This window comes from Pseudomonas fuscovaginae SE-1 (genome assembly GCF_000364705.1).
GTDB classification, from domain to species: domain Bacteria; phylum Pseudomonadota; class Gammaproteobacteria; order Pseudomonadales; family Pseudomonadaceae; genus Aquipseudomonas; species Aquipseudomonas fuscovaginae_A.
Map to the genome: position 1 here is coordinate 1 of NZ_AQOH01000358.1, position 20,952 is coordinate 20,952.

A 20,952-nucleotide genomic window follows, 5' to 3' on the forward strand; every position below is an offset into this window, starting at 1 on the left:
AATTCATGTGATCTCATGGTTGCTTGCAAGACTTGTGGTTACTATCGTTCTTTATATTGCTCCAATTTTCTTCGCTCTAACCTTATAAAATTAAACTTTAAGGCAGCCGCTTTCTGAGGTTTTCCGCTTATTAATACTAGAACCATTCAGGGCTGCCATTCACACCATGCGGAAATACTTAACCTCGATTGCAGCCACTCGCTATTGAGTATTATTCAAGAACGAACATAAAATTATCATTTAGTGGTGTAGATAGGCCAAGCGATAAGCCTACGAAAGGCGTAAATATTGCCAGCATATAAACGTCAACACAATAATGCTGATTTCGTGCCATTTCTCATTTTTCGGGTAATAGCAATCACCGTTTCTGGTCTGGATGATAGAAAAACCTACCTTTCAGCGGAACAGTTTCGCCAACCTCTCCAACCACTCGAAAAAGCTTCTTTTTACATACTCGAGCGGTGGTACCCGTGCGCCAATACAACACACCTCGGGGTCGGTTTTGGCGTGCCACACCTCGATACTGTCGCCCCGGTTATAACGGGCGATCGCTTCCTTCAGCCGGGTATCCGAATGACCATCCAGTGTTTCGGCCCAGGTCTTGTGAAACCGCTGTCCATTGGCGGTGTAGCTGAAGGTCAATAAAGGCTGGCCACCTATGCCGGGTTTACCTTCAACGTAAGTGACTTGACCTTCGACTATTGAGCCTTCCTTCATGCGCAACACTCTGATCGTTCGCCACACAGACCATAGGGTTCCAAAAATGGCTGCGAAAGCCTTGAGCAATAGGAGGGATGACATCGAGAAAGCAATCCTTGCTGGCGACTGGGTGTGGGTCATTATCAAGTTACATTCCGGCTATCGCCAGTGCTTGGAGTGAATGGTGACACGAGCAGCTGATTTGTTTTCCTGCCGCCAACCAGACACCCGCGCCCCTCTGCCAGAACTCCAGAACATCAACCTGTTACAACCCGGCCACCAATGGCAATATGTCGCCCGCTCGACACACGGACGAAACCTCAGCCAAGGATTGCACATGTCAGGGACAGCAGGATTTACCGCCAACGATATCGCCCAGGCCATGAAGGCCAAGGCCGAGGAAGCGTTCGGCGACAAGGTCACGTCCCCCTTCGGCGTGGAGGCCATCGAGCAGCACCGTGCGCAAATCACCTACACCGTCACCGTCGAGCATGCGTTCGAGTACCAGAGCCGGGCGGTGCGTCGGGCGACCGGGCCCCTGTATGACCAGGCTCATATCCGATCCGTGCTCACCCAGCGGCAGAACCAACTGCTGAATGCCCCCGGCTACCTGCGGGAACACACGCAGGCGCAACTGAGGCACAACGCCGCCCGGTACCGCGAGCCTGGCAAGTTTCACGTCCTCAGTGACAACGAGGTCTATTGCGGCGTGGAGACATGCCACGGCTGCACAGGAAGGGGCACGTGCAACTGCCGGACCTGTAACGGCCACGCCAGCCACACCTGCACCCGCTGCCATGGGCAATGCCGGATGACGTGCACCGGTTGCAACGGTCGGGGCAGCTCGCCCACCTTCGTCAGCAACTCGCCGCAGCGCTGTTTTCAGTGCAGCGGCTCGGGGACGGTGATCTGCCATGGCTGCCATGGTTCGGGCCGCGTGGTCTGTCATGCCTGCCGTGGCGGCCAGGTCACCTGCACGGCCTGTGATGGCGCTGGCGAGCTGATCTACGAATACCACCTGGATGTCCTGGCCAACACCGCCGTCAACTACGGCTGGGGCACGATGAGCGCGGACTGGATGCTGCCGGCGATGCGCGAGGTCATGAACACCCCTGAGCGCCACACGGTGTTTGCCGTGGACCACTACCAGGTCGACAGCGACAACCCGCAAGTGTTTACCGCCAGCGGCCATGTGGTGGCCGCCCAGGCGGTGGTGTCGCATCTGCAAGCCAGCGGTACCTGCCGCTTCATCGGGCCGAAGTTGCAGGCGGTGTTCCTGGACGGCGTGTTGAGCGGTGGTTTCAAAAAGGCCGTCGACGGCGTGAAGAACCACGAGGACATCCACCAGGTCAATCGGGCATCGGGCAGCAAGATCGCCCGCCAGCTGATCCGTGAGATGGAGCAGCACGCCGACGTGCAGCAGACTTCGCCGGTGCGCAAGGGCATCATCAGCGCGGCAGACGCCGCGGCCTTCATGCATTCGCGTCATCAGGCGCTCCAGCACATCATTGCCACGCGCCACCGCTTCCGTTGGGGTGCGGTGTTGAGGTTCGCGCTCGCCCTGTCGGCCATGCTGACGGTGTTCTATGGCCTGATGAGCCTGCTCAGCCGCCAGGTACCCAGCGCCCTGGCCGGCAACGAAGGGTTCCTCGGACTGTTCGCGCTCCAGCACAACCCCGGCTCGGTGGCGGCGGCCTTCCTGCAGCCGCTGAACCAGTTGCTGAACAGCGTCATCAGCAAAGGCGACTATTGGCAACTGGCCTGCTGGCTGCTGGCCGCGCTGCTGTTCAACCGCTGCTTCCTGCCCAAGCTGGCACCACGCGTGTGGGGCTGGGCTGAAGGCCGCCTGCTGCGCGGCATCCTGCTTAGCGTGCCCGGTATCGTGCTGCTCAACCTGTTCATGGCCCTGCATCCATCCGCGTACGTGACGTTGCGCTTCACCGAGCTGGTGCCGAACCTTCACTGGAACGGCGCCCTGGGTCGGATCACCCAATGGGGCATCACCTATGTGCCGCAGATCTGCGCGCTATCGCTGGTGATTTCGCTGGTGCGCTACAAGGCGGCCGGCGTGCATTGGGGGCAGCGGATGCTCAGGGTGCTGTTGCAGAAGCGGGATGTGTCCAAGTATCACGCGTTGATCAGATAAATGGTGGGGTGAGTGATAGCATTGCGTGGCGCTCCTGCCCCTGGATAAGTCCCTAGGCTGTGTATGAAATTGTTTGAAACGCAGGTTAGGCAAGGCAAAAACCGGCGAGGAACGGCCGGGGTCGCGCCCGACTTGACTGGTTGTCAATGAGCATTCCGAGCCGGTTTTTAACGCCGCATAACCAAGTTTCAAGCGATTTCATACATAGCCTAAGGAAGACAAATGTCGGATACATTCGAAAGACTGCTGGAAACGGCCATGGCGGCACTGATGAGCAAGCAGGAAGAACTCCAGCGCCAGTACGGGCTCGGTGACATGGAGCGCTGGTGGCTCGATCAGGAAGCCGCCACCATTCAGTTCTTCGATGCGCAGTATCGCCTGGCCGTCGAAGCGCAGATTCTCAACATTGGCTCGTTCTCGCCCAAGCACTCGACCTGGAAATGGGCCTGGAGCAATCCCACGGTGCCGCAAGCACTTCGTGAAAAGGCCCTTCCCTTGAAGGAACTGCAGGCGATTACCGGCTTCGACCTTTTTGGCAACGACGACGCCGTTGCGCTCGACGATGAGTCCATGGCCTGGGAGCTGGCGGCCATCGCCGTTCAGCATCTGGGGGCGCTGGGCTGCTATCGGGCACCCTCACCACCCGATGGGCCGACCGTGTTTCTGGCGCTGACCAGCTTGAAGCACGCCAGCCACTGAGGGCTTTCGGTTAAGCGCTAGTGCTTTTTGGATAGTGCCAGCAAGACGCCTATTTTTTCCCACAGCTATTCGAAGGGACCTCTGCGCTCAGGCCGGGCGCCTCCAGATCAGAGAGCGGCCGAATCACTGCGCGGCATTTCCCATCGTGACGGTCCAGAAATGCCTCATAGTCCTTGCCCGCTTCAGGCACAAATACTCGGTTAGGCGGCGCACAAAAAACCTGGTCGGTGACGAGTTTCATCATGACTACGGATGGCGCCCCTGCGGGGATAACAAACTCTGCGTAGGACTCACCGTAACTGAGGTGCTCGGTTCTCCATGAAGCCGGCATTCCTACACCCCGCCTGGTGTGTTGCCCCACAGTGGAATTGACCTTGTCCGCAACGGTATAGCCATAGGCAAGAAGCGGTTCCCTATTCGACGCACAATCTTGCCCAGGGTTGATTGCAACGGGTAGTCCATTGTTTCCAAAAAGACGGATCCGGGCGGAGGTCGCCTGATCGTAAGGTTGTACCTGTGCCAACTGCTCATCATGGGTGGAAACACAGCCACTGAGCAGCAGAGCAGAAATAAGGGGTAGCAAACGATGTCTCAAAGAAAACTCCCAGGCTCAAGAATCAAACGTTTATCGGCACATTTCTGAATATCTCGATATCCCGACCGGCAAAAGCACCCGCGCAGCACTGAAGGCTCGCTCCCAGCCAATCAGGATTGCCCATGAACCGTACTCCACCGATCCAACGCTTGCGCCATCCTGTGCCGGGTCGAGACATCAGCCGGGATCAGATGCTCGATTCGCAGTGACTCCACAGTGATGTCCTGCGGCATGCCGAAGGTCGTGAACGTGGAGAGAAAACTCAACTCTCCCTCCGGGGTGCACACTCGAGTCAACAGTACGGGGCTGGCAGCCAGTGCAGGTGAAGAAATGACCGGCGCCGGCAACTCGCGCAGGCGCCCGGCAAGCATCGGGTTAGCGGTTGACTCCCTGACAGCACGCTGCCAGGCAACCGCACGAATCTCCTGCGCATTGGCCAGCCGATCACCCAGGCCACCAGGGCATAGCAATGTGTCCAGCAGATTGAGACCCTCGGCCAGGTCTTGTGCAACACCTGCCATCGCCAGCAGCAGGCCGGTGCTCACGTTGGCGGCCGTGATATTCCAGTTGCTGTCGATCACGATCGCCGGTGCCGGGTTATTCGCCTGCAGGATGTGATCGATGGCCGCATGCACGGCCTCCATGGCCGGTGCATCCAGCGGCGTAGCCGAGTAGCGAGGCGCGTATCCGGCGGCAAGAAAGACTTGGTTGCAGTGTTCCAGCGGCGTCCCCAGGGCCGAGAGAATGGCATGCAGGGTGCTGGTGCTGGCTTTCGCACGTCCTGTCTCGACGCAACTGAGATGGCGCTGCGAAACCCCGGCCATAAGTGCGAGATCCAACTGGCTGAGCCCCGCCTGCCGGCGTAGCTGGCGCAGTTGCTGCCCCGCCGGGATACTCAGTGTGGCATGCTGATGATGGAGCAAGCGATGACTCATACTTCGTCCCTGACCGTCCTTGTGCCTGGCTTTCATGACCTCACAGGTCATTGAGCACCGGCAACCCTACCACTACTGTGCCTGGAAACCCTACCAAGGACAGGACCATGGCACTTCGTTTCATTGCGCTGGTATCGCTGGTGCTCTTTTCGCTCTATACCGGCTGGACGCTGCTGATCACCGAGCTGTCGCTCGTGGCCTTTGGGCTTGAGCTGATGTCCCGGCCTGACACGGCCCAGGTGGTCATCGACCTGTACCTGATGGCCGGGCTTGCCTGCCTATGGATGGTGAAGGACAACCGCTCGCGTGGCAGCTCAGCCCTCACCGTGCTCCCCTACCTGCTGCTGACGGCCGTGTTCGTTTCCCTGGGGCCACTGCTGTACCTGGTGATCAGAGGAGTTGATGCTGCACCCTGGCCGCCTGCGCCATACCGTATCAGACGCCTGAAGCGAGGCACCAGATAGTTGGCGACCTGCTTTTCTGTGACGCTGTTGAGTTAAAAGCGCACCGAACAGTGATAGCTCCAAAATCGCCCCCAGTCACCTGAGCTGGGCTCCCTTTAAGCATGATTATTGGCATCCTTCGATGCCGCCTTTCATGTTCCAGCGCAAGGGTGCAATGACCATCATCAATGTCATCCAGATGAAGGTCGCCGGCCCCGCCAGCACGAAAACGAGGCTGGCGATCAGACCTGAGACGGCGTCACCGATGACGGCCGTGAAGTAATAGAGGGAGAAATTCCGACCTACCTGACGATCGTCGGACAAGCACTGGATATTGGTCACGATGGCGATATCGACGAAGGCGCCGATGAATCCGACCACGAAGAGGATCGCCAGAAACACCCAGTTGTTGAACTGCAAAGCGACTGCTGCGGTGAAAAACAGTGCGCCATACAACGCCCAGTAGCGCAGCACCAGGCGAGCCGTGGTCTGCCTGTTGAACCGGGTGTACAGCATGCCACCCAATACCGTACCGGCCGCCAGAAGCGAGAAGACATAGCCGACGGCTGCGTCCGAGCCAAAATGATCCAGTACCGAAGCCGGCAGAATAAAACGGATCACTGACGTGGCGAACATGGCACACAGCGTGGTGCAACAGATCACGGCGAACAGTGGCGTGTTGCTGACACGCAGTTCACCCACGCCGCGGATCGCATCGACAATCACCGAGCGTCCGTCGAACGCTACCCTGGCGCCTACTTTTCCAGGCAGCAGCGTTGCAATGCTGATGGCCGACAGTGCAAGGCATGCGGCGAAGAAAAGGAAAGTCGCAGTACTACCCAGGGACAACGCAAAAGCAGCGAACACCAGTGGTCCCAGGATGGAAGAGACATCTTCGATAACCTGTACACCACTGTTCACCGATGGCAACCGGTCCTGTTCCACGATATCCGGGAAATAGGCCCGAAAGGTCGGCACATAAAGACAGTCCAGGGCCGTCATCAGCATCGCCAGGCCGATGACCAACACCAGCTCGGGTGTTGAAAAGCAGAAAAGAACAAAAAAGGCCAGCGCCAACAGGCCCTTGGCAAGCTCCACGCCAACCAGCGTACGACGTTTTTCACAGTTATCGGCGAGCCAGCCACCGATCGGGGAAAACAGCGCGCTGGGCAGGTAGCGCAAGAAGTACACCACTCCGATCAGCAGCAGGTTCGCTTCGTTCATGGAGACGACCGCAACGGCAAAGGCCGTCTCGAACGCGAACTCGCCACACTTGGAGAAGAAGTAGCCCATCGAGAGCGTGCGGGTACCGCGATTCAGATTCAACGCTTGCATGTCGACACTGCTCCGAGCCAGCCGCATGGATCAATTCATCGTGAAGCAAATGAGACCAGTTCAGTTTCCCTGAGCCTGGTTTGCAGCAGCCAGCAAGACAATTCTCATTCTTTTGCCAGAAGTTTCCGGAAGAGCTCCGATCAGTTGTTTACGCCGATATCACGGGACTAGGCTCACCAGAGTGGCAATGAAGCCACGCCCTACTCGATGCCTGCGGCAGCATCTTGCCGAGCACGTCGTTGAATCCCAGGTTTCACTACAAGGATCGTCATGAAAAAGCGCTTTGTTCTCTGTGTACTCGCTTCGGCCCTGACTGGCTGCAAGGCCGAATACAGCTTCGATGAAGTATCCGCCCAGGCCGGTACTGTCGGCTCCCCCCATGCGCTGTACGTCGAAGCCAAGTCCGGCAAACTGCTCAATGGCACGGTGACTCACAAGGTCGGTGATCGGGTGCTGCAGTCGTTCAAGGTAGAAAATGGTCGGGCGGTGGGAGAATGGAAAAAGTTCGATCGGGACGGCAGGCTGCTGGTGGAAGGCAAGTTGCAAGCCGGCGTGTTCGTTGGATCGAGGAAGACCTGGTGCCAGGGTGAGTTCGCCAGCCAACTGGACAACCTGATGACGGAGGAAGGCGGTATTCGCTCCGAGCAAAGCTACGATTGCGCCACCGGCCTGCAGATCAGCGACAGCACGGTCATCCCAGGCAGGGACATGCGCGTCGGCGAGCAGCGCCAATGGCGGGTGATCGACGGCGAGCAGAAACTGACCTTGCTGGAGACTTTTGCCAGCGACGGCTCCGGCAAGCTCGATGGCCTGGTGGAGCACTATGACTACAAAGGCGAACTCAAGGACCGTGCCACCTACAGGAACGGCGAGTTCGACGGCGTGCTCGAGACCTGGGTGACCCCCGACGGCACAAGGGTGCCAGGAACCAAAGTCACCTACAGCGCAGGCAGGAAAAACGGCCCTTCGGAAACCTACTTCAGCCGTGGCTGGCCTGCTGGCACCGTGGCCGTAAAAGGCAACTACAAGGATGATCGAGAGGTAGGTGTGTGGACCCGATACCAAGCCGGTCGGGCCTCGGTGCGCGACTACGACAACCCGCCAAACCGCACGCCGATGGCCAAACAGCTGTGGACAGCAGCACACGGCGACTACCGCGCCGCAGACCGGAACATGGCGATCCGGGACCTGGACGGCTTCGCCTATCTGTTGAAAAGTTCCGGCATCGATATCAATCAACGGCTGACCGACGAGGATCGCCCACTGATCACCACAGCTACGGAAAACGCCTACGACTATCTGGTTTCGGCAGGTGCCGATCCGATGGGCCGGGACGCTGAAGGGAATACGCGATTGATGACCTGCCTGGAGACTCTGGGCGTCCTCAACTGCGGCCTTGAGCACATGATCATGCTCACCGGCAAGGAAGACCTAAAGGCACACAATGTCTACGGCTACACCGCACTGTCCCTGTTCTGCAGACAGGCCGATGAGCTGAAGAGGCGCCATGGTACTGGCGGGCGAGAGCAGGCATTGTTTCAGGCGCTGCTCAACGGCAGTGATGTGAACGCCAAGGCCTACGGTGGCGAGACTGCGTTGCATGCCTGCATGGCCGAACACAACCTCAGCTTCGCCGAGGCCCTGACGGCTGCTGGGGCCAACCTCGATGCCACGGACTTCAATGGCACCCCGGCGCTGGCAGCGGTATTTCTCGATAACTATCGCACTGGAGAAAGCAGCTACCGTATCCGCTGGTCCGAAGAACGGATACGCTTCGTTGCCCGCTACCAGGGCAAGTCCGACTTCACCTTCGACACACCGGTGCCCGCGTTCGGTAAATCGCTTCGCCAGCTCGTGCTGGAAAACGGCGATACCGCATCGGCGATGTTGATCGACGCCCTGGTGGGTACCGCCAAAAGCTGACCGCCGTGCCGGCAGTATTCGGGGTCGAGCACCGGCTCAGCCCCCAATCAATACCAGGCCACCGATCCGGCACAACCAGTAGCTGCGATAGCGGTGTTCTTCCGGACATCCGTATCGTCGATCCGGCAAGCGGGCCAATGCCTTCACACTCCAGGTATCGATTTGGTAAAAAACCCCTCCGTACTCCCTTGCGACTTTTTCGCCAGTCAAGCAATCGAGCACACCCGGTCCCAAGCCGACAACACCAACCGAAAATCACTGTCGCGGTGAAAACCAACTTCATGCAAACCCGCGACGACATCGAGCAGACTCGACCCAAGAGCGTGATATCATATAAATATCACTCCCCGTCCCATCTGACGACCGCCTCCAACGGTAGTTAATGGACTTGGTTCAGCAAGGAAGAACTGTGCGATCGTTGCTCCCCCTGTCGTCTCTCAAGCTATCGGCTGCCCTGCTGGCCGCCACCCTCAGCACCGCGTGCTCCAACTACCACTACAAGGATTACCAGGGCGACTGGGCGCCGGAATTGATGAAACCCCATGACCTTTCCGACAACGCCGCCGATGCACCGGTCGTGTATTTCGCGACGGTCAGGTATCGCGCACTGGGCGTGCCGTTCCACCGGTTGCTGCTGGTAACGGAAGTGGATGACCAAAGGTTACCGGGCGCCGGACGCCGCTCGATTCTCGACGTTTCCGGCATGCAGGCGCTCAAACTGACGCCTGGCAAGCATTCACTGACCTGGTGCTGGGCCTCGATGAACGCCCTGGGCACCGGCGGCGCCAAATGCGGCTTCAACGCACGCGATGTCGAATTCCTTGCGGGCCAGCGTTACGTCGTGGACTTCTCGACCCGCGAAGATATCAGTGGGCCTCCGGGTCGCGAGATGTCGACCATAACCATCAAGTCCGAAATTCGAAACCTGGATACAAAGGAGGTGGTTTATCCGATTGGGAGTGCATCGCAGAAGGTACTGCAGTAATTCTGCAGACGTTTGAGAAGGTTTAATGACTGCCCCCGGAGTCAGGTTGCAGTAAACACTTTGGCCTTGATCAAAGCGCTCGGTCCTTCAGGAAGCCTGGTCATGCGAAGGCTGCGTGACCAGCAGACGATTCAGGCAACAGGTCTAGTGACAAGGGGCTGACAAACCCGCTCGATGATACGATCCAGCACCATCAACTGCCCATCGGCAGGAACCCGCAACCGCTCCCCCACTCCCCTTTCAACCGCTGCCTGCCGCAGCTCCTGTCGCGTCACCGGGCAGTGATTGATCGCCTCCAGGTGATTCGCCACCACGGTCCCGGTGCTGAGCGTGACGAACTCCAGCACCTCCTCCAGCCCCATGATGATGTCACCACCGACATCAAAACGCGCACCACCGGCCGGCACGACACTGACCTGCGGCTGATGCCTTTGCACGAAGCTGCGGACGACGTCAGTCAGTACCGTGTCCCCCGCCAGGTAAAGACTCGGCTCACCGGGAAACTCGATGAAATAACCGACACCATGCTCCATCAGTCCACCAACCAGCCCACGTCCATGGGTACAGCGTACCGTGCGGAGACGCCCCTCCAGGAACGGGACCGGCTCCTCGTGCCCCTGTGCCAGCGGCTGGACGTTAAGCTTGCGCCGCGCCAGGTACGCGGCGTCGTGCGGTGTGCAGATGACCGGAATCCCCCGCGCCCTCAACCACTGGATACCTGCCCGATCCAGGTGATCGAAGTGTCCCTTCTGGCAATGCGTGATCAGGCAATGGGTCACCGACTCCAGCGCCTGCCAAGCATCCGCCGGCAACTCGACGATCGGGTTTCGCTGCCGTGCCTTCAGTAACCGCTGCGAAGGCAGTGTGCCTTTGTCGGCCAGCATCGGGTCGACCAGAACTCGGTAGGCTCCCAGTTCAAGAATGAGGGTGGCGTTACGGATCTGCTGAATCTTCATGGTTGTGCCCTGCTCGATGGTTGCCCCATGGTGCCCCTCCGCAGCAACGCCCATAATGGCAGACTTGGACATTAACCATTCATTTTCAGCCATGCCCAATACACTGCGAATCGGCCTCGTTCTCTACCCCGACTGCATGCCCGCCGGGCTGCTGGCCTTCGGCGATATCCTTCACGCCGCCAACCGCCGTACCGGACAGACCCTGTTCGAAATGCAACATGTTGGCGTGCAACGCGGGACAGTCACCTGCGCCCACGGCTTGCAACTCGCGGTCAGCCAGCGCCTCGACGAGCTGGCGCTGGATGCGGTGCTGATCCCCGGTTTCTGGGCCGAGTCGGCGCAGCAGGTCGAGGCGGTATTGAAGGCAGAGAGCCAATTGCTGCAAGCACTGGCACGGCTCGACCGGCAGTGCAGTGTGTGGAGCTACTGTACCGGCGTCAGCCTGGCCGCCGCTGCGGGACGCCTGGCCGGTGAAGACGCCACGGTCACCTGGTGGCTGGCCGATGCCCTGCTCAAGCGCTTTCCCAGCACTCGCTGGCAAACCGAGCGGCACTGCATCTTCAACGAGCGCAACGCCACGGCCAGTGGCGTAAATGGCTACCTGCCCATCGCCCAGGCACTGGTCGAGCGCCATGTGAACCCGACGGCGGCGCACGACCTGATCCGCCTGATGGTGCTGCCACGGCCGACACCGTCGCACGACGCCTTCCAGTCCCTCAGCCTGATCGAGCAGCAGAGCGAGCTGCTGCGGCAGTTGCAAATCCAGGTGCAGAAACTACCGGCCGAACACATCACCGTGCAGGTGCTCGCCGATGCCCTGGGCGTCGCACAACGCACCCTTGCGCGCAAGGTCCTGGCAGAAACCGGAGAAGCGCTGGCCGCCTATGCGCGGCGAGTAAAGCTGGCGCAAGTCGGCGAACGGCTGACCTTCACCGACGCGCCGCTGAAGTCGATTTGCGACGAATTGGGCTTCAGCAGCGAGTCCAACCTGCGCCGAATGTTCAAGGCACTGACCGACCTGACCCCGGCCGAATACCGACAGCGCTTCGCGAGATGCTGATCGCGTCGTTCCCCACCACCCCCAAAACGATGCCTAGCGAATCGGCAACAGCGCGCCAAACGCGACGAAGAACCCACCACAGACCTGGTTGAAGCGCCGACCGGTCCGCGCCAGCCACGGCCGTACCCGGTTGGCGGCGCTGGCCACGCCGAACTCCACCGCGAACTCGACCAGCGCGTAAGTCAGCGCCATGATCACGGTCTGCAACAGCAGGTTCTGGTGCGGGTCGATGAAAGGCGTGATGAACGCCGTGAACAGCAGCAGTGCCTTGGGGTTGGAAATCGCCGACAGCAGTCCCTGGCGGAACAGCGACCAGTCGCTCGACACACAAGAATCCCCCAGAGACAGCGTCACCGGCTCCGCTCGCCAGAGCTTGATACCGAGCCAGACAAGGTAGAGCCCGCCGACGATCTTCAAGACCGTCAGCCAGATCATCGACGCCTTCAGCAAGGCCCCCAGGCCCAGCACGCAGAGCGCGATCACGGCGGCAAAACCGATGACGCCACCGCTGATGGTGAAGAGCGTCTTGCGGTTGCCATGCAGCGCGCCATGAGTGAGGACCAGCAGCGCATTGGGGCCAGGGACAACCGCAATGCCCAGGCAGGTGAGCACATAGAACAGCCAGATATCGAATTGCATGGGGTCTCCAGAATGGGGTGCTGTCAGCGACAGGCCAGTGGATCATGCAAAGTATTTCGCTGGACGAAAAGCGAATATTCTGGCAATCAGCTATTCGTTTATCGGATGCATGAGGAATGCAAATGTCGCCCCGGGACCTCCAGATCGACTGGCTCAAGTGCTTTGTCGCCGCAGTCGACACGGGCTCGCTTTCGAGCGCTGCCACCGAAGTGCATCGGTCGCAGTCGGCGGTCAGCATGCAACTGAAGAAACTGGAAGCCGCGCTCGGACGCCAGGTGTTGAGCCGTGGACCACGACACCTGCAGTTGACCGACGACGGCCAGACCCTGTTGGGCTACGCACGGCGGATGCTGGCGTTGCACGCCGAGACCCAGGCGGCCTTCCGCGACGAGGAATTGACCGGGCGCATTCGCCTGGGCGTCGCCGAGGATTACGCGGCGCATTACCTCACGCCGGTGCTCAAGCGCTTTGCCCCACGGCACGGCGGCGTTGAAATCGAACTGACCTGCGAGCAGTCGACGGCGCTGATTCCCCGCGTGATGAATGGCGATCTCGACCTGGCGCTGGTTTCGCGCGACCACCCGCGACGGGGCGCCTTCCTGTTCCAGGAGCCCATGGTCTGGGTCGGCTCGGCGCAGTTCGAGCTGTGGCGCCGCGACCCGTTGCCGATCGCCGTCTATGAATCCGCCAGCCTCGCCCGCCGCTGCGCGGTCAACTCCCTGGCGCGGCAAGGGCGCGACTACAAGATCGTCTACAACAGCTCGAGCCTGGCCGGCCAGATCGCCGCGGTCGAAAGCGGCATCGCGGTGGCCGTGCTCACCCGCTGCACGGTGCCGCAACACCTGCAAATCCTGGGCAGCGAACAGGACCTGGGGCCGCTGGACTCGATGGATGTGGCCGTCTATCGCAGCAAGGCCTCGCAAGGTTCCAAGGCCGTGGATGGTTTGAGGAGCTTTCTGATCAGGACGCTGGCCTCTCCGGAGACCGCCTGACTCCCAAGCCGGCGACTCGGTGAATGGCACCGGCTTCGCCGGTGTTCGCGGGCAAGCCCGCTCCTACAAGGGTTACGCGGGAATAATGTCGAGAGTTTCCCCATTACAAAATCCAGGAGCGGCTGCTCCCGACGCTCGCCCTCAACGCCTCCAGGTCCATAGGCTTGGCAAAATGATACCCCTGCGCCTGTCCCGCGCCCATCTCACGCAGCAGTTCCAGCGTCTCCTGGTCCTCGACGCCTTCGGCCACCACGCTCAGGTCCAGCGACTCGGCCATCCGTACGATGGCGCGCACGATGGCCCGGCTGCGCGCGCTGCCGGTCAGTTCGAAGATGAATGACTTATCGATCTTCAAGCCGCTGAAACGGTACTGGTGCACATAGCTCAGCGACGAGAACCCCGCGCCGAAATCATCGAGCACCACCGACATGCCGTTGTCGGCCAGGCGCTGCATGGTCTGCCGGGCAATCGCCGGCTCGGCCACCAGCGCACCTTCGGTCAGTTCCAGGCAGATCCGCGACGGCGAGACGCCGTGCTGCGCCAGCAGCGCCAGCACATCACCGGCAAAGTCCGGGCGCGTGATGCTGTAGCTGGAGCAGTTGACGTGCACCGGTGGCCAATCGGCGTGTTCAGGCTGGGCCAGGATCGCGGCGACACTGCCGAGCATGTACAGGTCCAGCCGGCCAATCAGGCGCAGGCCCTCGAAATCCGGCAGAAACTCACCTGGGGCGATCACCCGGCCGCCTGGCTGATGCCAGCGCACCAGCGCCTCAAGGGCCAGCAGTTCGCCGGTTTCGACGCTGACGATCGGCTGGAAGTACGGCAGCAACTCGTCGCTGCGCTTGAGTGCGTTGCGCAGGGCCCCTTCGCGCTCGACCTGGTCCGACACCTCGCGGCGCAGTTCCTGGTTGAACACCGCGTAGCTGTCGCGCCCGGCGCTCTTGACCCGGTACATCGCCGCATCGGCATCGCGCAGCAGGTCGGCGGGCTCGTGGTGGAACTGGTTGTCTGCACTGACGATGCCGATGCTGCAGGAGGAAAAGACTTCATGGCCGTTGATGAAGAACGGCAGGTCGAACGCCACCAGGATCCGTTCGGCGATTTCGCTTGCCACCTCCAACGGGGCGTCGGGAGCGAGTACCGAAAACTCGTCGCCGCCCAGCCGGGCCAGCATGTCGGTTTCGCGCAGGCAGCCGCGCAGGCGCTGCGCGGCCTGCATCAGCAGCAGGTCGCCAAAGTGATGGCCGAGGCTGTCGTTGACCATCTTGAAACGGTCGAGGTCGATGAACATCACCGCCAGGTGCCCGCCGCCGCTCTCGAAGCGCGACCAGGCCAGGCTGAGGCGCTGCTGCAGGTAGGTGCGGTTGGGCAGCCCGGTCAGCGCATCGTGGGTGTTTTCGTGCTGCAGCTTGGCATTGGCATGGTCGAGCTCGCGGGTGCGGCTCTGCACCCGGGCCTCGAGCATGAGGTTGGCGGCGTGAATCGCTTCGGCCGCGGAACGTCGCGACAGGGCGGTGTCGATATGCCGCGAGACGAAGGTCAGCAGTTCCTGGTCGCGCTGGGTGTAGTGCACCTGCGCGGTATAGCTTTGCACCGCCAGCACGCCACGCACCATGTCGCCATCGAACAGCGGGATGCCCAGCCAGGAGTGCGAGCGGACGTTGTCCTGGGGCGCGTCGATCTCGCCGATCAAGGTCAGGCGATCCACCGCCTCGACATCGAACAGGCAGGCCTGGCGCTGGCGGATCACGTACTCGGTCAGGCCGCGGCAACCACGTCGAGGCGCCGGACGGTGGGTCTGGCGCTCATCGACGTAGTAGGGAAAGGTCACTTCGCCGGTCGCGTCGTCGAACAGTGCAATGTAGAAGTTCTGCGCGAACAGCAGTTCCCCGACGATGCCATGCAGGGTCTGGAACAGCTCGGCCATATCGCCGGGCCGGCTGGACAGCTCGGCGATCTGGAACAACACGCTTTGCAGGTGCTCGGCGCGCTCGCGGTCGAGCACTTCCTGGCGCAGGGCGTCGTTGAGCGCCGACAGCTCCAGCGTACGGCGCATCACCGTTTCTTCCAGGTCCGCCCGGTGCAGCATGCGGTCCAGCGCCATGGCAACGTGACGGACCACCACCAGGAACAGCGCGCGGTCTTCGGCACTGTAGACCCGTGACACGTCATAGACCTGCATCGCCAGCATGCCGAACACCTCGTCCGAGGCGTTCTTCAACGGCGCGCCCATCCAGAACTCGGGACGGTCGCCCACGCAATAAAAGCGCTGCTCGGCCTGGGCCGCGAGGATCCCGGCGGAGTCGATCAGCAGCGGCTGACCACTGGTCAGCACCTGGCCGGTCAGGGACAAATGGCCGGGGTCGAGGTATTCGTAGTTCTCGGACTGCAGCGCCTGGGTATCGATGATGTCGACGTAGTACGGATAGTCGACCTTGCCGGTGACCGGATCGTACAGCGCGAGGTAGAAGTTCTCGGCGTCGATCAGGCTGGCCAGCAGCCGGTGAATGCCCACCAGGAACACAGAACGATCGCGGGTCGAACTGGCCAGGTAGATGATTTCATAGAGCACCCGCTGGGTGATCTGCGCCCGCGCCAGAGCATCGGCCTGCAGCCGGGTGCCCAGGCGCCGGGCGAACTCGGCGAGTGCCGGGTCCGTGGCCTGACCGACCGGCGCGAGCAGCCAGCCCAGCACGCTCTCGCCACGGCCGGTGGGCCAGCGATGCAGGCGTCGGGCCCGGCAGAAGGCTTCGAACTCGTCATTGGAGACAATGGACGGCCACTGCGCCTGTGGGTCGCCCTGCCCGACCAGATGCAGTTCTTCGCCACTGCGGTAGACCGCCCAGGCGCGGGTACGGACCTCGTTGCGCGCCGAGTCCAGCAGTTGCTCGATCGTGCCCTCGGCGCCCGCGATAACCGCGGCACTGTCCGAGTGACTGGCCGGTTGATCCACGACAGTGTCGCAATCGTTCGCCTGCCGAGAGGAGTCGGTCAAAGGACGAAAACTCATCAGCGCTCCCAAAGCCAGAACTGGCAATACTCAGTGACTCACTGCCAGCCGTCTGCTGTCGAGTGAGCCTTATAGCGTTCTTTTGATCGTTGATTGGGTGCCAGCCATAGCAGAAGCTACGCGCCTTCATGCCATATTGACAGCATCCAGGCGCCTTGAGAATGGGCCAGCAAGAGGAGTTTTCCGAACGGCAACCGCGACTTGATGCCCTGGCTCGCCCCACAGTCGTCTTGTACATACCCCGCTATAATCGGGCCGCACCCGACATACAGGAGTCCCCATGCCCCAGCACAATCCCCGGGAAGCCAGCCAACAACTGCTCGACTGGAACCGTCGCCACCTCACTGCCCATGGCCCGCTCGACGAAGCCGCCATCGCCGAGGTCTTCGCCAGCCAGTTCACGGTGAAGGCCAACGGCCGCTTGCATCCGGCCAACCATCGCAACTACCTGGAGTTTCTCGAAAATTTCCGTCGCGATATCCGCCAGATCGACTACGACATCCACGAAACCGTCGCCGAGGGCGACAACGCAGTGCTGGCCATAACCGCCCATGTCACCCGGCTCAACGCAGATGTCGACCGTTTCGAAGCGATGTTGATGCTGTCATTTGACCAGGAAGGGTTGGTGACACTGTGGCATGAGGTTTATGTACGTAGTTGAGTCCGTCACTCCAGGCATGACGGAGCATCGCTGCGAGCGCTCGGCTTCAAGCCACTGAAAGCGATCGCCATCGCCAATAGCAAGGCCGCCACACAGGCAACCAGCGCCAGGTGCATGTCAGGCAGGCTCGCCGAACCACCGAGCAGCGCAACCCCCATCACGCCGAGCACGGGGCCTGCCGCCAGCGCGATACCGCAGCCGGCGCTCCACCAGCCCACTGCCCGGCGGCGCTGGACGGGATCACTGTAGAGCTGGCGCAACAAGGCCAATGACGTTGGCACCAACAAGGCCGCACCGAAACCCTGGATAACCCGCCAGCCGACCAGCCCCCCGAGCGTCGAGGCCAGCCCGCAGCCCAGTGAAGCGACGGTAAACAGCACCAGGCCGATCAGGTACAGGCGCCTGGTACCGAGCCGATCACTCAACGTGCCGGCCAGCAACAGCGAGGCGGCAAACACCAGAGCGTAGGCATTGACGACCCATTGCAGGCCACGGACGGCCGTGTCCAACGCGTTGCGCAAGGCATCGAGGGCCACGTTGACGACGCTCACGTCGATCAGAACGATGACGAAACCCAGGCAGGCGCAGAGCGTGTCCCTGGAACGACGCGAGGCCGATGTCGCGGTCCGACTGTTTCGGCCAAGCGAAGCGGCCAACGTCACCCGACGTATCGGGCGCATGCCATTCGGGCTGTATTGCGCCCACGATTATCTCAACGCCTCACGCCCGGAGGACTGGGGCTTTATTGCCTATGACGCACAATATGCCGACATGCCGCATCAGCAGTGGCTGCTGGCTGTAGCAGCAGGTCGTCCGGTGGTCTGCGAGGTCAGCGACATCATCACCCAACAACGGGTCGCGCGCTCGGGCATTGGCGTGGCCGGCTTGCCACTGTTCATCGGCGACCACGATCCGGCGCTCAAGCCGCTGCCCTTCGACGGAGACACCTTCTATCGAGATATCTGGCTGGTGGTGCATGGCGACTTGGGCAAGTCGCCACTGATCCGGGCCGTGCTCGACTATGTGTCGGAAACGGTGGGACAGGTGTTCGCCGTCTGATTCCGCTGAGCCAGCAGTGGCTTGCGCATGGGCACACACGCCAGCTGCACGCCGTAGGGCGACTGGTAGACCGCCTGCGTATCGCCGACGAAACCACGACGCCGATAGAAGGCAGCCGCATTGAGCGTCGCCTCCAGGTGAACTTCGGCCAGGCCGGCGTCGCGGGCCAGTTGCTCAAGAGGATCGGGCATCCGCTGGCCAATGCCCTGTCCCATGAAATCATGGCCGTACGAACAGCGCACCGACCTCGCCACTCTCAAAGTCGATGAATCCCGTGGCAAGGGCAACACCCTCCTGCCAGGCCAGGTGATAAAACGCCTGCACCGAAGCCCGGTATCCCTCCGTCAGCGACATGGACGTCCAGGCCATCACCTGCTCATTCGTGTAGACACTGGCGCACTGGTGCCGTATCGCCTCTCGGCGGATGTCGAAGGCCGCCCCGGCATCCTCCGATCTGGCAGGGCAAATCTGCAGCATCCCTGCTCTCCTTTCATGACAGATACCGTCAAAGATACCCAGTCTCGTCCGGTGTCGCTTCCTTCCCGGCGAAAAGCCCGGATAATAGCCGCCATTCGTATTTTCGCTCTTCTGGTAATCCCGCATGGAAATCAAGGTCAACTTTCTCGACAACCTCCGACTCGAAGCCAAGTTCGATGACTTCACGGTGGTGGCCGATCAACCCATTCGCTACAAGGGCGATGGCTCGGCACCGAGTCCCTTCGACTATTTCCTGGCCTCGTCGGCCCTGTGCGCGGCCTACTTCGTCAAGGTCTATTGCGAAACCCGCAATATTCCCACCGACAACATCCGCCTGTCGCAGAACAACATCGTCGACCCGGAGAACCGCTACAACCAGATCTTCAAGATCCAGGTCGAGCTGCCCGCCGACATCTCCGACAAGGACCGCCAGGGCATCCTGCGCTCCATCGACCGCTGCACGGTGAAGAAGGTCGTGCAGACCGGCCCTGACTTCGTCATCGAGGAAGTGGAGAACCTGGACGCCGACGCCCAGGCCCTGCTGATGCCCAACAGCGCCTCGCGGACCAGCACCTACATTCCTGGCAAGGACCTGCCGCTGGAGCAGACCATCGCCAACATGTCCTCGATCCTCTCGGGCCTGGGCATGAAGATCGAAATCGCATCCTGGCGCAACATCGTGCCGAACGTCTGGTCGCTGCATATCCGTGATGCGCAGTCGCCGATGTGCTTCACCAACGGCAAGGGCTCGACCAAGGAAAGCGCCCTGGCCTCGGCACTGGGTGAGTTCATCGAGCGCCTGAACTGCAACTTCTTCTACAACGACCAGTTCTGGGGCGAAGAGATCGCCAACGCCGAATTCGTCCACTACCCGGACGAGCGCTGGTTCCAGCCCGGCCGCAAGGATGCCCTGCCCAAGGAGATCCTCGACGAGCATTGCCTGGCGATCTACAACCCCGATGGCGAGCTGCGCGGCTCGCACCTGTACGACACCAATTCCGGCAACACCGAGCGTGGCATCTGCTCGCTGCCGTTCGTTCGCCAGTCGGATGGCGAGGTGGTGTATTTCCCGTCCAACCTGATCGAGAACCTGTTCCTCAGCAACGGCATGAGCGCCGGCAACACCCTGGCCGAAGCGCAGGTGCAGTGCCTGTCGGAAATCTTCGAGCGCGCGGTCAAACGCGAAATCCTCGAAGGCGAAATCGCCCTGCCGGACGTGCCGCAGGAGGTGCTGGCGAAGTACCCGAGCATCCTCGCCGGTATCCAGGGCCTGGAGGAGCAAGGCTTCCCGGTGCTGGTGAAGGACGCCTCGCTGGGCGGCGAATTCCCGGTGATGTGCGTAACCCTGATGAACCCGCGCACCGGCGGCGTGTTCGCCTCGTTCGGCGCCCACCCAAGCTTTGAAGTGGCGCTGGAGCGCAGCCTCACCGAACTGCTGCAGGGCCGCAGTTTCGAAGGTCTGAACGACCTGCCGCAGCCGACCTTCGAAAGCCAGGCGCTGATGGAGCCGAACAACTTCGTCGAACACTTCATCGACTCCAGCGGCGTGGTGTCGTGGCGCTTCTTCAGTGCCAAGGCCGACTACGAGTTCGTCGAGTGGGACTTCTCCGGCCAGGGCGAAGACTCCAACGCCGAGGAAGCCGCCGCGCTGTTCGGCATCCTCGAAGGCCTGGGCAAGGAAGTCTACATGGCCGTATACGAGCACCTGGGCGCCTCGGCCTGCCGTATCCTGGTGCCAGGCTACTCGGAAATCTACCCGGTGGACGACCTGATCTGGGACAACACCAACAAGGCGCTGTTCTTCCGCGAAGACATCCTCAACCTGCACCGCCTGGACGAGGAGGGTCTGGAAGCGCTGGTCGGTCTGTTGGAAGAAAGCGAGCTGGACGACTACACCGACATCACCACGCTGATCGGCATCGAATTCGATGAAAACACCGCCTGGGGCCAACTGACCATCCTCGAATTGAAACTGTTGATCCACCTGGCGCTGAAGAACTTCGAGGAAGCCAAGGAACTGGTCGAGACCTTCCTGCAGTACAACGACAACACCGTCGAACGTGGGCTGTTCTACCAGGCCCTGAACGTGGCGCTGGAAGTGGTGCTGGACGACGATCTGGAGATGGCCGACTACGAGGTCAACTTCCGCCGCATGTTCGGCAACCCGCGCATGGACGCGGTGCTGGGCTCGATCGACGGCAGCGTGCGCTTCTTCGGCCTGACACCGACCAGCATGAAGCTCGAAGGCCTCGACCGCCATCAGCGGCTGATCGACAGCTACAAGAAACTGCATGCGGCACGAGCGAAAATGGTCGCCTCTCGCTAAACCTCTGCCGGG

17 protein-coding genes and 1 pseudogene are annotated in these 20,952 nt (G+C 61.0%); 10 read left to right on the forward strand and 8 right to left on the reverse strand.

Going from position 1 to position 20,952, the window contains the following annotated elements; translation table 11 throughout:
• Positions 1 to 396: 396 nt before the first annotated feature.
• Complete coding sequence (locus K675_RS0128070; RefSeq protein ID WP_157384006.1) at positions 397 to 840, reverse strand: DUF3592 domain-containing protein; 444 nt, start codon at positions 838 to 840, stop codon at positions 397 to 399.
• 196 nt (positions 841 to 1,036) lie between these two features.
• On the opposite strand from K675_RS0128070, the gene K675_RS0128075 reads away from it, so the two are divergent.
• Together K675_RS0128075 and K675_RS0128080 are read left to right on the forward strand one after the other, a co-directional pair.
• Positions 1,037 to 2,845 carry a DnaJ-like cysteine-rich domain-containing protein gene (locus K675_RS0128075; RefSeq protein ID WP_157384007.1) on the forward strand — a complete coding sequence of 603 codons (1,809 nt, stop codon included), beginning with the start codon at positions 1,037 to 1,039 and terminating at the stop codon, positions 2,843 to 2,845.
• 222 nt (positions 2,846 to 3,067) lie between these two features.
• On the forward strand, positions 3,068 to 3,544 hold the full coding sequence (locus K675_RS0128080; protein ID WP_017906787.1) for a DUF6882 domain-containing protein: 477 nt from the start codon (positions 3,068 to 3,070) through the stop codon (positions 3,542 to 3,544).
• A 705-nt stretch (positions 3,545 to 4,249) separates the two neighbouring features.
• On the opposite strand, the gene K675_RS0128085 is transcribed toward K675_RS0128080, so the two are convergent.
• A complete protein-coding gene (locus tag K675_RS0128085; RefSeq protein ID WP_017906788.1) occupies positions 4,250 to 5,074 on the reverse strand; it encodes a helix-turn-helix domain-containing protein in 825 nt (274 codons plus the stop codon).
• Positions 5,075 to 5,181: 107 nt separating this feature from the next.
• Between K675_RS0128085 and K675_RS31520 the strand changes: the two genes are divergently transcribed.
• Positions 5,182 to 5,538, forward strand: a complete 357-nt coding sequence (locus K675_RS31520) for a DUF2834 domain-containing protein (protein ID WP_017906789.1) — start codon at positions 5,182 to 5,184, stop codon at positions 5,536 to 5,538.
• Positions 5,539 to 5,643: 105 nt separating this feature from the next.
• Here K675_RS31520 and K675_RS0128095 read toward each other — a convergent pair whose 3' ends face one another.
• Positions 5,644 to 6,852, reverse strand: coding sequence for an MFS transporter (locus K675_RS0128095; RefSeq protein ID WP_026145603.1), 1,209 nt, complete (start codon positions 6,850 to 6,852; stop codon positions 5,644 to 5,646).
• Positions 6,853 to 7,122: 270 nt separating this feature from the next.
• Between K675_RS0128095 and K675_RS0128100 the strand changes: the two genes are divergently transcribed.
• Together K675_RS0128100 and K675_RS0128105 are read left to right on the forward strand one after the other, a co-directional pair.
• On the forward strand, positions 7,123 to 8,775 hold the full coding sequence (locus tag K675_RS0128100; protein ID WP_017906791.1) for a hypothetical protein: 1,653 nt from the start codon (positions 7,123 to 7,125) through the stop codon (positions 8,773 to 8,775).
• Positions 8,776 to 9,184: 409 nt separating this feature from the next.
• Positions 9,185 to 9,760, forward strand: a complete 576-nt coding sequence (locus K675_RS0128105) for a hypothetical protein (RefSeq protein ID WP_026145604.1) — start codon at positions 9,185 to 9,187, stop codon at positions 9,758 to 9,760.
• Between the two features lie 131 nt (positions 9,761 to 9,891).
• On the opposite strand, the gene K675_RS31525 is transcribed toward K675_RS0128105, so the two are convergent.
• A complete protein-coding gene (locus K675_RS31525) occupies positions 9,892 to 10,716 on the reverse strand; it encodes an MBL fold metallo-hydrolase (protein ID WP_051070778.1) in 825 nt (274 codons plus the stop codon).
• A 91-nt stretch (positions 10,717 to 10,807) separates the two neighbouring features.
• Here K675_RS31525 and K675_RS0128115 point away from each other — a divergent pair, with 91 nt between their 5' ends.
• Entirely contained in the window at positions 10,808 to 11,776 is a 969-nt protein-coding gene (locus K675_RS0128115) for a GlxA family transcriptional regulator (RefSeq protein ID WP_017906794.1), read from the forward strand.
• Between the two features lie 33 nt (positions 11,777 to 11,809).
• Here the strand turns inward: K675_RS0128115 and K675_RS0128120 are convergent, their stop codons facing one another.
• Positions 11,810 to 12,415 (reverse strand): LysE family translocator, encoded by a 606-nt coding sequence (locus K675_RS0128120; protein WP_017906795.1) that lies wholly within the window; start codon positions 12,413 to 12,415, stop codon positions 11,810 to 11,812.
• A 122-nt stretch (positions 12,416 to 12,537) separates the two neighbouring features.
• Between K675_RS0128120 and K675_RS0128125 the strand changes: the two genes are divergently transcribed.
• Positions 12,538 to 13,407, forward strand: a complete 870-nt coding sequence (locus K675_RS0128125; RefSeq protein WP_017906796.1) for a LysR family transcriptional regulator — start codon at positions 12,538 to 12,540, stop codon at positions 13,405 to 13,407.
• 103 nt (positions 13,408 to 13,510) lie between these two features.
• Here K675_RS0128125 and K675_RS0128130 read toward each other — a convergent pair whose 3' ends face one another.
• Positions 13,511 to 16,417 (reverse strand): sensor domain-containing phosphodiesterase, encoded by a 2,907-nt coding sequence (locus K675_RS0128130; RefSeq protein ID WP_017906797.1) that lies wholly within the window; start codon positions 16,415 to 16,417, stop codon positions 13,511 to 13,513.
• A gap of 280 nt (positions 16,418 to 16,697) precedes the next feature.
• Here K675_RS0128130 and K675_RS0128135 point away from each other — a divergent pair, with 280 nt between their 5' ends.
• Positions 16,698 to 17,078, forward strand: coding sequence for a nuclear transport factor 2 family protein (locus K675_RS0128135; RefSeq protein ID WP_017906798.1), 381 nt, complete (start codon positions 16,698 to 16,700; stop codon positions 17,076 to 17,078).
• Between the two features lie 5 nt (positions 17,079 to 17,083).
• On the opposite strand, the gene K675_RS31530 is transcribed toward K675_RS0128135, so the two are convergent.
• Positions 17,084 to 17,629, reverse strand: a complete 546-nt coding sequence (locus K675_RS31530; RefSeq protein WP_017906799.1) for an MFS transporter — start codon at positions 17,627 to 17,629, stop codon at positions 17,084 to 17,086.
• Between the two features lie 13 nt (positions 17,630 to 17,642).
• On the opposite strand from K675_RS31530, the gene K675_RS31535 reads away from it, so the two are divergent.
• The gene (locus K675_RS31535) at positions 17,643 to 18,137 is read left to right on the forward strand and encodes a substrate-binding domain-containing protein (protein WP_232434491.1); all 495 of its coding nucleotides are present in this window, start codon (positions 17,643 to 17,645) and stop codon (positions 18,135 to 18,137) included.
• Here the strand turns inward: K675_RS31535 and K675_RS31540 are convergent.
• Positions 18,098 to 18,614: pseudogene (locus tag K675_RS31540) on the reverse strand (GNAT family N-acetyltransferase). The gene K675_RS31535 and the pseudogene K675_RS31540 sit on opposite strands and share 40 nt — an antisense overlap.
• 124 nt (positions 18,615 to 18,738) lie before the next feature.
• Between K675_RS31540 and K675_RS0128155 the strand changes: the two are divergent.
• Positions 18,739 to 20,940: an OsmC domain/YcaO domain-containing protein gene (locus K675_RS0128155; protein ID WP_017906802.1), complete on the forward strand. Its 2,202-nt coding sequence runs from the start codon at positions 18,739 to 18,741 to the stop codon at positions 20,938 to 20,940.
• Positions 20,941 to 20,952: the final 12 nt, after the last annotated feature.